Genomic DNA, 13052 nt, shown 5'->3' with positions numbered 1-13052 from the left:
GCCCGATGAAGGCGGTGACTGCCTTGTCGAGAATCGTGACATCCACATCCCGAAGCGCGTGGTTCGTCCCGTAATAAACCTGAACCCCCCGCGCCTCGATCTTCGTGGCAGCGGTCGCGGTGGCCTGTCCAGTGGTCCGCACGTCGTCCATCGCCCTCGCTCCGTGTTTGCAGGCAGGCCACCTGAACCTGCTCAGGCCGCCCCATGCAGCCATTAGGCTTGCATGGTGAACTCTATGCGTCGTTTTTGTAACAGGGTAATGACAGTGGCCAGCTCAGGGCCTTGCCAGCAAGGCCTCGATTTCCGACCGGCTTGGCATGGCTGGCGCGGTCCCGGGGCGGGTCACCGAAATTCCGGCAGTGGCGCAGCCAAAGCGCACCGCTTCCGCCACGTCCTGCCCCTCGCTTAGCGCGACCGCGAAGCCGCCGTTGAACGCATCGCCTGCGCCAGTGGTTTCGACCACCGGTCCCGCGCTGATCACCGGCACATGGACCGAGCCTGTGCGGTCCCGGTAAAGCGCGCCCTTGTCACCAAGGGTGATCACCACCGCGCCAACTCCCTTGGCCAGAAGCGCATCCGCCGCTGCCTCGGCTTCGGCGACAGTCGTTACCGGCAGGCCGGTCAGCGCCTCGGCTTCCGATTCATTAGGGGTGACATAGTCGCACAGCGCCAGCATCGCATCGTCCAGCGGTGCTGCCGGGGCCGGGTTCAGGATCGTCAACACCCCCGCCGCCCGCGCGATTTCAAGCGCATGGCGCGCCGCCGGGATCGGCTGTTCCAGCTGGGTGACGAAGACCGCCGCCCCCTCGATCAAGGCGCGTCTGGCCTCGACATCGGCGACAGAGACCCGCCCCGCAGCACCCGGAGCCACGATGATCGCGTTATTGCCGGTGGCGTTCTCGATGAAGATATAGGCCGCCCCGGTGTAGCTTTCGGCGTCTTCAGTGACCTCTGGCACCACCCCGGCGCGCGCCCATGTTGCCCGGGCGATATCGGCAAAGGCATCGCGCCCAAGCCGGGTGATGAAATGCACCTCCCCACCCGCCATCGCCGCTGCAACCGACTGGTTCGACCCCTTCCCTCCCGGCCCCAGCACGAATGAGGTGCCAAGGATGGTTTCCCCCATCTTTGGCTGCCGGTCAGCCCGATAGGCGGTGTCGGCCACGAAAATCCCAAGGATCACGATCGGCTTCATTTTCTGCTTCCCTTCTCAGGCGTCCGGCGGGATCACGCCCTTGCGCAACATGAAGCAGCCGTAGAACCGCCGCTCACCAGTCTGGATCACCGCATAGGCCGCCCGCGCCATGTCATAAAAGGCAAAGCGTTCGATGGAAACCATCGGTCGCGGACGGCCTTCGGCCCGGTCAATCTCGGCCTGCACTTCTCTCTGGACGGCGGGGAGATCGTCAGGCGCGCCCACCACCTCCATCCGGCCAGCGAAATCATCAACGAACGTGTCCAAGGGCAGCACCGACAGGATCGCCCGCATCGCTTCGGCCGAAGTCAGGTTCTCCATCCGCAGCAATTGCCCGGTCACCGTCGCCCGCGCCACAGAATCAGATGGAAAGTTCGTATCCGCCAGAATCAGCACATCGCCATGCCCCATCGCGCGCAGGCATGCCAGCACCTCGGCATTCAACCGGTTGTCGATCCCCTTCAGCACAACAAAGCCCTCCCCGGCCAAATTCTGTTCACAAGTATCCCGGGGTGAGAGGACTGGCCCCACGCCGCCGGTCACCTCGGGCGCTCACCCCAAGCGCACGCCCGTGGATCTGTCGAAAAGATGCACCTTGTCCGCTTCGGGCGCAAAGGTCAGCGCATCGCCCGGCCGGAATGGCACGCGGTCGCGGAACATGGCCACCACCTCGCGGCCAGCCGCGCGCAGCACGACATGGGTTTCAGACCCGGTCGGTTCCACTACCGCCACCGTGCCGGAGATCCCCTCGGCCCCGATCGTCAGATGTTCGGGGCGCACGCCATAGGTCACCTCACGGCCCTCGGCCACCTCCAGACCTGCTGGCAATGGCAGGCGTGCGCCGCCGTCAAGCTCGACAACGCCCCCCCGAACAACGCCCGGCGCAAGGTTCATCGACGGGCTGCCGATGAAGCCCGCAACAAAGGTGTTCGCGGGGCGGTCATAAAGATCCAGCGGCGCGCCGACCTGTTCGATCCGGCCACCCTGCATGACGACAATCTTGTCGGCCATGGTCATCGCCTCGATCTGGTCATGCGTCACATAGACCGTCGTGGTCTTCAACCGCAGGTGCAACTCGCGAATCTCGGTCCGCATCTGGACCCGCAGCTTGGCATCAAGGTTGGACAGGGGTTCGTCGAACAGGAACACCTGCGGATCGCGCACGATAGCGCGACCCATGGCAACACGCTGGCGCTGGCCTCCGGAAAGGGCGCGAGGGTAGCGGTCCAGATATGGTGTAAGACCAAGGATTTCGGCCGCGCGCGTGACCTTTTCGGCTATCGCGGCCTTGTCCATCCCCCGCATCTTCAGCGCAAAGCCCATGTTCGCGCCCACCGTCTTGTGGGGATAAAGCGCGTAGTTCTGGAACACCATCGCGATGTCGCGCTCGGATGGGGGCAGGTTGTTCACCCGCCGCTCGCCGATGCGGACATCCCCGCTGGACACTTCCTCCAGCCCGGCAATCATCCGCAAGAGCGTGGACTTGCCGCAGCCCGACGGGCCGACCAGCACCACGAATTCGCCATCCGCGATATCAAGGTCAAGGCCATGAACGACCTGCACCCCCCCGTAGAACTTCTTCAGATCGCGGATCGTGACTTCGGCCATTGGCCCTTCCTCATTCCCAGTGCGCCGCCAAGGCTAGCCGCCGCGGGCTGGGCTGTCCACCGGCTGATCATACTAACATGTTAGAATCTTGACAGGCCCCCCTCCCCTTGCCAAGCTGGCTGTCGGGGAAGGCTGTCGCAAGGGGAGGGGAGGCCCCGCGATCCGGCCCGCCGTCACCAAAAACCAGCGCGCGTTACCCGCGCCGCAGACCAGCACTTGATGCAACAGCAAAGGCCCGGCAAGCGCGCTGACGCGCCAAGCCATCAGGGTCATCCGACAGGGAGGACTGAACGTGAAAGTCGAAGTATACAACGCAATGGTGCAGGCCACGATGAGCCGGCGCCGCATGTTGCAGGGCGCCACAGCCTTGTCAGCCATCGCCGCACTGCCGATGTCGATGAAGCCGGCACTTGCCGAGGCGCATGGCAATGTTCGTGCCGAGATCCTGAAGATTCCGGGCGTGGGCATGGGCAGCCCGACCGACGCCGACTGGCAGAAGGTGGGCGAGCTGTGCCTTGGCGCGACCAAGGCTTCCGTCGCCGAGGGTGAATTTGCCGGCGTGGAACTGACCTTCCTTGGCCTGAACAACCAGAACCTGCACAACTTCCTGTTCCGTGGCTTCCTCAAGCCGTGGGAGGCCTATACCGGCGCCAAGATCAACTGGATCGACCTTGCACAGGCCGATTACAACGCCCGGCTTCAGCAGTCGATTGCCACCGGCACGGTGGACTTCGACATCCTTGAAATGGGCGCTCCGTTTGAAGGCGACACCGCCGGTCGCGGCCTGTTGGACGAAATGCCCGACTGGGTGAAGACCCAGATCGAAGCCGATGACCTTGTGGGCTACCTTCAGCCCCCGGTCGGCACCTGGGATGGCAAATCCTACCGGATCACCATCGACGGCGACTGCCACACCTTCGCCTATCGCAAGGACTATTTCGGCGAGGGTGCGATTGGCGGACCAGAGGTGCCGAAGACCTGGCAGCAAGTCAACGAGGTCTCGAAGGCGCTGATCGGCCAGACCGACCCGCTGACCGGCCTGCCCGCGCATGGCTATCTTGACCCGCTGAAGGGCTGGGGCGGGTTCGGCATGTATTTCATCGCCAACCGCGCGACCGCCTACGTCAAGCATCCGGATGATCCGGCATGGCTGTTTGATCCGGACACGATGAAGCCGCGCGTCAACAATCCGGGCTGGGTGCAGGCGATCCAGGACGTGATGGACTTGATCGAAGCCGGTGCCTACCCGGCCGACCAGATCAACGCCGACCCCGGCACCACCGCCTTCAGCCAGTTCCTTGCCGGAACCGGTTCGATGCTGATGTGGTGGGGCGACGTTGGTTCCTCGGCACGCACTTCCGACACCTCGGTCGTAGGCGATGTGGTGGGCTTCGGGATCAACCCCGGCTCGGACCGCCGCTACAACTCGGCCGCCGGCGCCTGGGAAGAAACCGCGAACGAAGCCCCGCTCATGGCCTATATCGGCTGGGGCGTCTATGTCACCTCGAACGTCTCGGGCGACGAAAAGAAGCGCAAGGCTGCATGGTCGGCCGCAGCGCATCTGGGCGGCAAGGATCTGTCGCTTTGGACAGCGGCTTATCCGTCTGGCTTCCAGCCTTACCGCAACTCGCACTTCAACTATGAAGAATGGGAAGCGGCGGGCTATGACCGCGACTATGTCGAGGATTACCTCGGGTCCAACGCCGACAGCTACAACCACCCGAACGCCGCAATCGAGCCGCGGATCCCGGGCATCTTCCAATACTATTCGGTGGCCGAGGACGAGCTGTCCAAGGGCTTTGCTGGTCAGTATGCCTCGGCACAGGAAACGGCAGACGCCATTGCCGCAGCTTGGGAAAAGATCACCGACCAGATCGGCCGCGAAAGCCAGATCGCGCTTTACAAGGCCTCGCTGGGGATGTGACCAGACCCGCGGGCTGGGGTGATCTGCCCCACCGCAATACAATGAGGGCGCGCCGGGAAACTGGCGCGCTTTTTGTCATGCAGGAATGGGGCCTTGTCTACCGCCGGTTTATTGCCTTGTGTGAGCAAGAGACTAGGCTTGCCACATCAAACCCCGAAAAGTGAGACCCCGCATGTTCGGCCGCAAGTCCAGCCCACCCGCCAAGATCCGCTTTCTGTGCGAACCGCGCGACGAAGGCGTGATCGCCCCGCCTGTCCCCGCAAAGGAGTATCTGCCTGCCTGGTTCCGCAGACTTCCTGCCGTGGACCCTGAAAAGGTCTCGGTCACCGACACAGGCCTTACCATCAAACGCTGCATGCCGTTTCTTGACGCGATGACAACCGGCTGGATCATCCCCTTCGCCGCCGAGGTCCGGATGACGATTTCGGACAACGGTCGTCATGTAGAAACCGGCTGGGATTTTGACCGGACCATGGCCTCGGGCCACGGCGCGCATCAGGTGAACGGCAGCCCGTGGGGCGACAGGCCGCCCTGCAAGTTCCACAACTTCTGGACCATCGTCACGCCGCCCGGCTGGTCGTGCCTGTTTGTCAGCCCGCTCAACCGTCCGAACGGGCTGTTCGAGGTCATCGCCGGCGTGGTCGACACCGACACCTACACCGCGCCGGTACATTTCCCGTTCTTTGCCACCGGGCCGGACGGGCTGCATGTCATCGAAAAGGGCTCACCCCTGATACAGGTCATCCCCTTCCGCCGCGACAGCACCGAGCTTCCCGCCGAGATCGGGGCCGAAACCCCCGCCGATGCCGAGGCGCGCGACAAGGTCAACCGCAACACCCGCGCCGGGGCGGGCTGGTATCGCACAGACGCCCGCGCCCAGCGCAAGTAATCGGGGACAACCAGGACTGAAGGGGCCACCCCGTCGCCGGGGTGGCCCCATCCTTTGGCGCTATGCGCGACGTCCAGTTAGGCCACAGGCCAAGGCGATCAATCGTCGTCAGAGTCCGAGTTGCTGTTCGAATTGCTGTTGCTGTTGCTGCTCGAGTTCGAGTTGCTGTTGGAATTGCTGTTGCTGTTCGAGTTCGAGCTGGAATTCGAGTTGCTGTTCGAGTTGGAGTTACTGTTCGAGTTCGAATTGCTGTTGCTGTTGCTGTTGCTGCTCGAATTGCTGTTCGAGTTCGAATTGCTGTCCGACCCGCCATTCCTGACCATGATCCAGACCCATTTCCCATCACGCTTCACGCGTTTCCACTTCTGCTTGTCATCGACTTGCACCAGCATCGATTCAAGCTCGGGAGAAGTGAGTTGAAAGCTTTTGGCGCGGAAATCCATCGGCTTGCCAGCTTCGGCCCGGGCGGAACTGCCAAACAGCTTGACTGCCGGGGCGCCGGCATCGGCTGCCGTCCCGGTCAGTCCGGTCACGGTCACGCCAAGGGCAGTCAGAAGGGTAACGATTTTCTTCATGGTGGGATCCTCGTTCATGTTGCAGCGGATGGATCGAGAATAGGGCAACTGCCGGTTGCGTCCATAAACCGAGGGATCACGCCAATGAACTGTGGTTGAATCCGGCCCCATGAACGAGAGTTTATGCCCGTCGGAACCGTCCTTGCGGTGGATTGCCGCTTGCCCGGCGCGCACCCCCGGCTAATATGCTAGCATGTCAACGACCGATCACCTTCACGTCGTCACCAGCGACACCATCACCGACAGCCGCAGGCGCATGGGCCGCGGCCTGATCTGGGGCTCTGCCGCAGTGCTGGCCGGGGTGGCCCTGGCGCAACTGGGCCAGACTTCGGGCTGGTGGAACCTTGGCTTTCAGACATGGCGGCCAACGCTATACGCCTATTGCCTTTGGGCCACCTGCCTGTGCTGGGCGCAGGTCATCATCCGGGGCGAACAGGGCAAGCGCACGTTGTTCGTACTGCCTGCCGCCCTGTTCGTCATCTCGCTGACCGTGTTTCCGCTGTTGTTCGGACTGGTCATTGCCTTTTCCAGCTGGAACCTGTCCAGCCCGACAGGCCGCGCCTTCAACGGGCTGGATAACCTGCGCCAGATGTGGACCGACCCGTTCTACTGGAACGCGATGGGCAACATGGTCTGGTATACAGCTGCCATCATTGTCGAATATGCCATCGCCTTCGGGTTGGCGCTGCTGTTGGCCGGGCAGATCCGGGCGCGCAAGTTCTTTCGCGTGGCTTTCCTGTTGCCGCTCATGCTGTCTCCCGTTGCCGTCAGCTGGATGATCGGGAAATCCATGCTGGAAGCACGCTTTGGCCCGCTTGCAAGGTTTGCCCGCTGGGTTGGCTGGGACAATCCGTCCTTCTTCGGCTCGCCCGAAGTTGCCAAGATCACCATCATGCTGATGGACGCATGGACCTTCATTCCCTTCATGATGATCATGCTGCTGGCCGGACTTCAGGCCATCCCGAAAGAACTGACCGAGGCGTCGCGCGTTGATGGCGCGACCGGCTGGAAAAGCTTTTGGGAGGTGACCTTTCCCCTGATGCTTCCGGTGTCGATCACCGCGATCCTGATCCGGATCATCTTCAAGCTGAAGCTGGCCGACATCGTGATCAATGTCACTGCGGGCGGCCCCGGGGGGGCGACCGACACCGTGACCAGCTTCATCTTCCGCGAATACCGCGACCGGTCGAACGTGGGCTACGGCACCATGCTGGCCATGGTCTATCTGGTGATCATCGTCATCGTGATGACGATCCTGATGAAACTTGCAGCCCGCTGGGCAGGACCGCGCACATGACGCAAACCGCCATCTTCAAGGATTCCGAGGCGGACCGCAGCTTCCGCGCAAAATGGTTTGCGAACCGGCTGGTGGTCTATGGCGTGCTGATCTTCTGGGCGATCATCTGCCTGTTTCCGATCTACTGGACCATCACCACCAGTTTCAAGATGGCCCCGAATGTGATGAAGGGGAACCTGATTCCCTGGGTCGACTATGATCCGGCATGGCTGGGCTGGCGGTCTCTGGGCCTGTCGCCCGACACCATCGGCAACGACTCCACCGTCCGGGACGAGTTCATGAAGCGCTTCCTGAACTCCACCATCGTGGCGCTGTCGGCCTCGACGCTGGCGGTGATCCTTGGGTCGCTGGCGGCTTACGGGTTGTCACGGTTCAGCTTCAGGTTCGGCTTCATGAAGAATGACGACATATCGTTCTTCTTCCTCAGCCAGTTGATCCTGCCGCCCGTTGTCCTCGCCCTGCCCTTCCTCGTGCTTTACAAGGAAATGGCTCTTTTGGACACGCGGATCGGGCTGATCCTGCTCTACACGCTGACCGTGCTGCCCATCGTCATCTGGATCATGCGCGACCAGTTCGCCGGGATACCCACGGAACTGGAAGAAGCCGCAATGGTCGATGGCCTCGGCGTCTGGGGGGCGTTCTTCACCATCATCCTGCCGATTGCCCTGCCCGGCATGGTCGCGGCCTTCATCCTGTCGCTGGTCCTGACCTGGAACGAGTATTTCTTCGCGGCCCTTCTGACCTCGACCCACGCCAACACCCTGCCGGTGATGGTTGCCAGCCAGACCGGCAGTCAGGGGATCAGTTGGTGGTCGATGGCCGCGCTGTCGACGGCGGCGATCCTGCCGCTGATCGTGATCGGCGTCGTGCTGGAACGGTTCATCATCAAGGGCATGGCCGCCGGGGCGGTGAAGTGACCGGCCCCGGACCGCTGCCATGTTGAAGGGCATCGACCAACGCCTGTCGGCTGAAATCGTTCATGTCCTGATGCTGATGGGGCATGGCGATGATCTGGTGATCTGCGACGTGAACCACCCTGCCGCCACCATTGCGGCTGAAACCACCTACGGCCGCCTGATCGACATGCCCGGTTGCGACATTCCCACGGCGGCGCGTGCGATCCTTTCGCTCATGCCGCTGGATACCTTTGTCGAGGCACCTGTAACCCGGATGCAGGTGGTGGGAGAGCCAGCGGCCGAACGGCCGATATTTGCCCGAATGCAAGCTGTCGCAGACAGCGCAGAGGGCCGCCCGGTAACGATGCAAAGCTTGGAGCGCTTCGCCTTCTACAAGGCCGCAAAGCAGGCTTTTTGCATCATCCGAACTGCTGATAGCGGTCCATATGGCTGCTTTATCCTCAAAAAGGGGGTAATCGACCTGCCACCTCTTTAGCCGGCAAGCCCCAGTGCCTTGGTTATATTTGCAAGCGCAATCCTGACACCCTTCTCACCCAGATCAGCCGTCGCCTGAGGGGCAGTTTCGGTATACCAATGCCCGCCCTCCAGCGCGCGCGACATGTCCACTGTTTCGGGGGCAAGGGCCAGCATCAGCGCCGTCTCTCCGACGCCGGCATGATCAAATGGGAAATCGGCGCCTTTGGGAAACAGCGGATGAATGCGGATCCAGTTGAACGGGTCGGCCCCTGCTTCGTGCTGGCCGTAGTAATCCTGCATTGCCCGGTCGCCCCACCAGCCGGGGCCGCGCGCGGTTTCCAGATGGCGAAAGATCGCGTTGCGGGCGGCAAGGCGGAAGCTCAGGTCCGTCGGCATGCCTTGGACGAAATTCTCGGTCTGGTGGTGGATGACACCGTGCAGGTTGCGAAAACCTGTGGTCAGAAGCGCCGAAAACAGCGCCTCGGCCATGGGCAGGTAGGTGGCGGGGTCCAGATGCAGCGTCCCTGCCCCCGGCCCCGAAACCGCATGGCTGGCCGCGCCATAGGCAAAGGGTGGCAGGGTGATGATCCTGTCACCCAGACGCTTGAGCGTCTCGGTCACGATCAACAGATCCACCCCGGCGGGCAGGTGTTGCCCGTGGTATTCCATCACCCCGATTGGCAGCACAACCGGGACATTCGTGGCAATCGCCTCGTCAATCTGGTGCGGGCGCATCCGGTCAAACTGCATCACCCACCCCCGTTTCCAAGCGCGTGGGCGATATCCCGGGTCTGGGTGTAAAGCGCCTTCCACAGCGGGTATTGCCGGTCGTAGGCCGGAACCGCCTTGGGGGTGACCGTGCGGGCGACAGGGTTCCAGCGCGTGATCTCATCCGGCATGACCGCGCCAATGGCGACGGCGGCAAGGAAGGCGTCGCCATAGCTTGCCCCCATGGTCTTTTCGCAGACCAGTTGCGGGGTTGCGGCAATATCGGATGTCGCCTGCAACCAGACCGCGTTCTGCGTCCCGCCGCCCACCGCCAGCACCTTTTCCGGGGCCGCACCCACCTCGCGGTAGGTGTCGAAGACATGTGCCGTGCCCATGGCCACCCCCTCCAGTGCGGCGCGGAAAAGGTCGGCGCGGGTATGGGTCAGGTCCATCCCGAAGAAGGCACCCTTGGCCATGGGGTCATGGATCGGCGTCCGCTCACCCGAAAAATAGGGCAAGCAGATCAGACCCTTGGCCCCTTTCGGGCTGGCCGCCGCCTCAGCCGCAAGGGTGGCAAAATCGCTGTCCCGCGCCAGTTGGTCACGGAACCAGTGGGTCAGCGTCCCCGAGGTCGCAAGCCCGGCCATCGAGGCATGCAGACCCGGGAAAAGCCATGGCGCATACCAAAGCCGCGCGTCGCGCACCGGGGCTGCGGTCACCTGAATGATGAAGATGGTCGAGCCATACATCAGCATCATCTCGCCGGGGCTCTGGACACCCACACTGACCGCCTCGGCCGCCGCGTCGATGGTGCCGCAGGTGACGGGCGTGCCTTGCGCAAGCCCGGTCTCGGCTGCCGCAGCGGCGGTGATCTGGCCCGCGATATCGGTGGACCACATCAGCCGGGGCAACCGGTCCAGCGGCAGGATATCGGCAAGCGATTCCGTCCAACCCAGCGTGTTGACATCATAAAGCGGAGAGAAATTGGCCGCCGTATAGTGGTCGATCACATGTTCGCCGGTCAGCTTCCAGGTCAGATAGCTGGTCGAGGTCAGCACCTTTGCGGTGCGCGCAAAGAGGTCGGGGTGGGTTTCCTTCAGCCACAGGATCTTTGGCCCCACGGATTGCGAGGTCAGCGCATTGCCGCAGGTCGCAAGGATCACATCTTCGCCAATCGCGGCATTCAGCGCCGCGATCTGGGCGCTGGCGCGGGTATCGACACCGTAAAGCACGCCATTCATCAGGGGCTCACCAGCGGCGTCCACCGGCAGCATGCATGGCCCGATGGCACTGACGGCCACCGCGCGGATGGCTTTGGGATCAATCCCCGATTGCGCCAGAAGCGCCCGTGTCACATGGACGAAATCGCCCCACCAGTCTTCGTCCGCGCGGTGTTCGGCCCAGCCGGGGCGTGGCACGATCATCTTGTGGGGCCGCGTGGCCGTGGCGGTGATTGATCCGTCAGCGGCGACCAGAACGCCCTTGGTTTCAAAGGTGCCGATGTCGATGCCAAGGGTATGGGTCATGGGGTTCGCGCCAGCGTCAGTTGCGGGGTGATGGCGTCAAGCATCAGGTCCAGAAGCCGGGCCAACCCGTCCAGATCGGCGGTATCCACCACCTCCAGCGCCGAATGCGAATAGCGCATGGGGAACCCGACATCGAGGCAAGCCACCCCTTCCGGCCCCATGAACTGAATGTAGGACAGATCGGTCAGCGCCCCGGTATGGGCCGACCGTTGCAAGGGCAAACCGCCCGCCTCTGCCGCCGCTTCAGCCAGTTTGACCAATGCCGGATGCGGGATCACCCCGTTCAGCGTGCCACGCCCGTGGAAGGAATAGAGGCTGATCCCGGGGCCGCCGCCCAGTGTCACATCGCCCCGCGCGGTCATGTCGGGCGTGTCGCAGGCCAGAAGAAGGTCGATCTGCAAGGCGATATCGGGTTGCAGCGCGGTCGCCGCAGGCAGAACGCCGCGCAGGTTGTATTCCTCTTGCACCGACCAGACGAGGTGCAGCGTCGGCCCCGGTTTGCCCTTGCGCGCCGCAGCAAGCGCCAAAAGAACAGCACAGCCTGCCCGGTCGTCAACCGAGGTTCCGGCAATCCGGCTGCCATGCAAGGGCAGAACGCGCGGCAGATAGGTGACGGGCGTGCCGATCCGCACCCCGGCGGCAAGCGCCTCATCAGCGCTGGCAAAACCCGCATCGACGTAAAGTTCAGAATAGGGCAGAACCTTGTATTTCTCATCCGGCCCGGTCGCGTGGTGCGACTTGTTGGCGATGAGGCCGGGAATATCGCCCTTGTCCGTGCAAAGGACGACCGCCTGCGCCGGCAGCGCGCGTTCCGGCACCCCGCCAAGCCGTTCAAGCCGGATCAGGCCATTGGCTTCCACCTTGCGGACGATGAATCCAAGCTGATCCATATGGGTGAAGACCATGACCGAGGGCAGGTCCGGGTCGCCCGGGATCGTGGTCATCAGGTTGCCAAGCCGGTCAGACCCGTGCAGCAGACCCAGCCCGTCAAGATGCGCGGCAATGGCGCGAGCGACACGCTGTTCATGGCCCGACAAGCCGGGGATCAGCATCAGTTCCGTCACAAGATCGCGGATCATTTGCCGCCCCGCGCTGCGCGGACACGGTCCATGAAATCCTTGGCGCGGTCGGGGTCCACAGCGGCCCATGTGTCGCCCCCGACCTTCAGTGCCGATCCGACGATACAGCCATCCGCGATGCTCAGCACATCGGCCACAGTGGCGTGCTTGACCCCGGTGTTGGCAAGGACGGGAGTCGTCGGCAACACGCGCTTGACCGCCTCCAGATCTTCCATCCGCGCCGCCTCGCCGGTGATTGCGCCCGACACCAGCACCGCATCGGGGATCGAGGAAAACACGGCCGACCGCGCCCGGTCCGGCAAAGGCCGGGGGTCAAGCGAGCCTGCGAATTCAGCGGAGACGTTGTAAAGCGTGGCCACATTGCCCGCGCCGATCCGCGAGCCATAGCGGCGGGCGGCACCTGCATCAGGCGCCCAAAGGCCCATGTCGCTGGCGTATGTGCCGGTGAAGATCTCGCGCAGGAAGGCCGCCCCGGTGGCGGCGGCAAGCGCCATGCTGGCCATCGGATCCCACAGCACATTGACCCCGAACGGCACGGTGATCCGGTCGCGCAAACGGCCGATGACATAGGCCATCGTCGCGGTGGATGCGGCGTCAACCTTCAGCTCATACGGGCGGTCATTTTCGTTGCCGAACATTACCGCATCAACCCCGGCGGCCTGAAGGGCGGCAAGATCGGCAGCGGCCCCTTGCAAGATCGCCTCGACCCCGCCTGCCGCATCATGCAGCGGCGTGCCGGGCATCGCGCCAAGATGCACCATCGCGATGACGGGTTTTTTCTGCCCGAAGACCTGTTCGAAACGTGTCATGATTCACTCCCCCTTGCCGCAAGGCTAGCGTGAAAGCGGGTGGTCTGGAAGGGTGCAACATACTAGCAT

Annotated in this window: 13 protein-coding genes and 1 pseudogene; 5 read left to right on the top strand and 9 right to left on the bottom strand. The window is 63.2% G+C overall.

The features are described from left to right. From QUV21_RS16565 to ugpC, 4 genes and pseudogenes are all read right to left on the bottom strand, one after another. Positions 1-151 (bottom strand): annotated as a pseudogene (locus QUV21_RS16565) (phosphate ABC transporter ATP-binding protein); the annotation flags it as partial. 123 nt (positions 152-274) lie between these two features. Continuing rightward, a complete protein-coding gene (rbsK, locus tag QUV21_RS16560) occupies positions 275-1195 on the bottom strand; it encodes a ribokinase (protein ID WP_300856386.1) in 921 nt (306 codons plus the stop codon). A 15-nt stretch (positions 1196-1210) separates the two neighbouring features. Then, positions 1211-1663, bottom strand: coding sequence for an RbsD/FucU family protein (locus QUV21_RS16555; RefSeq protein ID WP_300856385.1), 453 nt, complete (start codon positions 1661-1663; stop codon positions 1211-1213). An 84-nt stretch (positions 1664-1747) separates the two neighbouring features. Further along, positions 1748-2803 carry a sn-glycerol-3-phosphate ABC transporter ATP-binding protein UgpC gene (gene ugpC / locus QUV21_RS16550; RefSeq protein ID WP_300856384.1) on the bottom strand — a complete coding sequence of 352 codons (1056 nt, stop codon included), beginning with the start codon at positions 2801-2803 and terminating at the stop codon, positions 1748-1750. Between the two features lie 292 nt (positions 2804-3095). On the opposite strand from ugpC, the gene QUV21_RS16545 reads away from it, so the two are divergent. Both QUV21_RS16545 and QUV21_RS16540 read left to right on the top strand, forming a co-directional pair. Then, a complete protein-coding gene (locus QUV21_RS16545; protein ID WP_300856382.1) occupies positions 3096-4727 on the top strand; it encodes an extracellular solute-binding protein in 1632 nt (543 codons plus the stop codon). 172 nt (positions 4728-4899) lie between these two features. Next, entirely contained in the window at positions 4900-5616 is a 717-nt protein-coding gene (locus QUV21_RS16540) for a DUF6065 family protein (protein WP_300856381.1), read from the top strand. Positions 5617-5714: 98 nt separating this feature from the next. Here the strand turns inward: QUV21_RS16540 and QUV21_RS16535 are convergent, their stop codons facing one another. Continuing rightward, positions 5715-6191 carry a hypothetical protein gene (locus QUV21_RS16535; RefSeq protein WP_300856379.1) on the bottom strand — a complete coding sequence of 159 codons (477 nt, stop codon included), beginning with the start codon at positions 6189-6191 and terminating at the stop codon, positions 5715-5717. A 193-nt stretch (positions 6192-6384) separates the two neighbouring features. Between QUV21_RS16535 and QUV21_RS16530 the strand changes: the two genes are divergently transcribed. From QUV21_RS16530 to QUV21_RS16520, 3 genes are read left to right on the top strand one after another with little or no spacing between them, the layout of a single operon-like run. Continuing rightward, positions 6385-7488, top strand: a complete 1104-nt coding sequence (locus QUV21_RS16530; protein ID WP_300856378.1) for a sugar ABC transporter permease — start codon at positions 6385-6387, stop codon at positions 7486-7488. Next, a complete protein-coding gene (locus tag QUV21_RS16525) occupies positions 7485-8405 on the top strand; it encodes a carbohydrate ABC transporter permease (RefSeq protein ID WP_300856377.1) in 921 nt (306 codons plus the stop codon). The genes QUV21_RS16530 and QUV21_RS16525 overlap by 4 nt, the downstream gene beginning before the upstream one ends. A gap of 19 nt (positions 8406-8424) precedes the next feature. Then, positions 8425-8880: an RbsD/FucU domain-containing protein gene (locus QUV21_RS16520; protein ID WP_300856376.1), complete on the top strand. Its 456-nt coding sequence runs from the start codon at positions 8425-8427 to the stop codon at positions 8878-8880. On the opposite strand, the gene QUV21_RS16515 is transcribed toward QUV21_RS16520, so the two are convergent. The 4 genes from QUV21_RS16515 to QUV21_RS16500 are packed head-to-tail and all read right to left on the bottom strand — an operon-like array spanning position 8877 to position 12983. Continuing rightward, on the bottom strand, positions 8877-9611 hold the full coding sequence (locus QUV21_RS16515) for a creatininase family protein (protein WP_300856375.1): 735 nt from the start codon (positions 9609-9611) through the stop codon (positions 8877-8879). The genes QUV21_RS16520 and QUV21_RS16515 overlap by 4 nt on opposite strands. After that, positions 9611-11095 (bottom strand): FGGY-family carbohydrate kinase, encoded by a 1485-nt coding sequence (locus QUV21_RS16510; protein WP_300856374.1) that lies wholly within the window; start codon positions 11093-11095, stop codon positions 9611-9613. The genes QUV21_RS16515 and QUV21_RS16510 overlap by 1 nt, the downstream gene beginning before the upstream one ends. Beyond that, a complete protein-coding gene (locus QUV21_RS16505) occupies positions 11092-12174 on the bottom strand; it encodes a M20/M25/M40 family metallo-hydrolase (RefSeq protein WP_300856373.1) in 1083 nt (360 codons plus the stop codon). Before QUV21_RS16505 ends, QUV21_RS16510 begins: the two co-directional genes overlap by 4 nt. After that, the gene (locus tag QUV21_RS16500) at positions 12171-12983 is read right to left on the bottom strand and encodes a BtpA/SgcQ family protein (protein WP_300856372.1); all 813 of its coding nucleotides are present in this window, start codon (positions 12981-12983) and stop codon (positions 12171-12173) included. Before QUV21_RS16500 ends, QUV21_RS16505 begins: the two co-directional genes overlap by 4 nt. Positions 12984-13052: the final 69 nt, after the last annotated feature.

The organism is Tabrizicola sp. (assembly GCF_030373185.1).
GTDB lineage: Bacteria > Pseudomonadota > Alphaproteobacteria > Rhodobacterales > Rhodobacteraceae > Tabrizicola.
The sequence above is the reverse complement of the archived record's forward strand: the minus strand, read 5'-3'. Positions and strand labels throughout refer to the sequence as shown.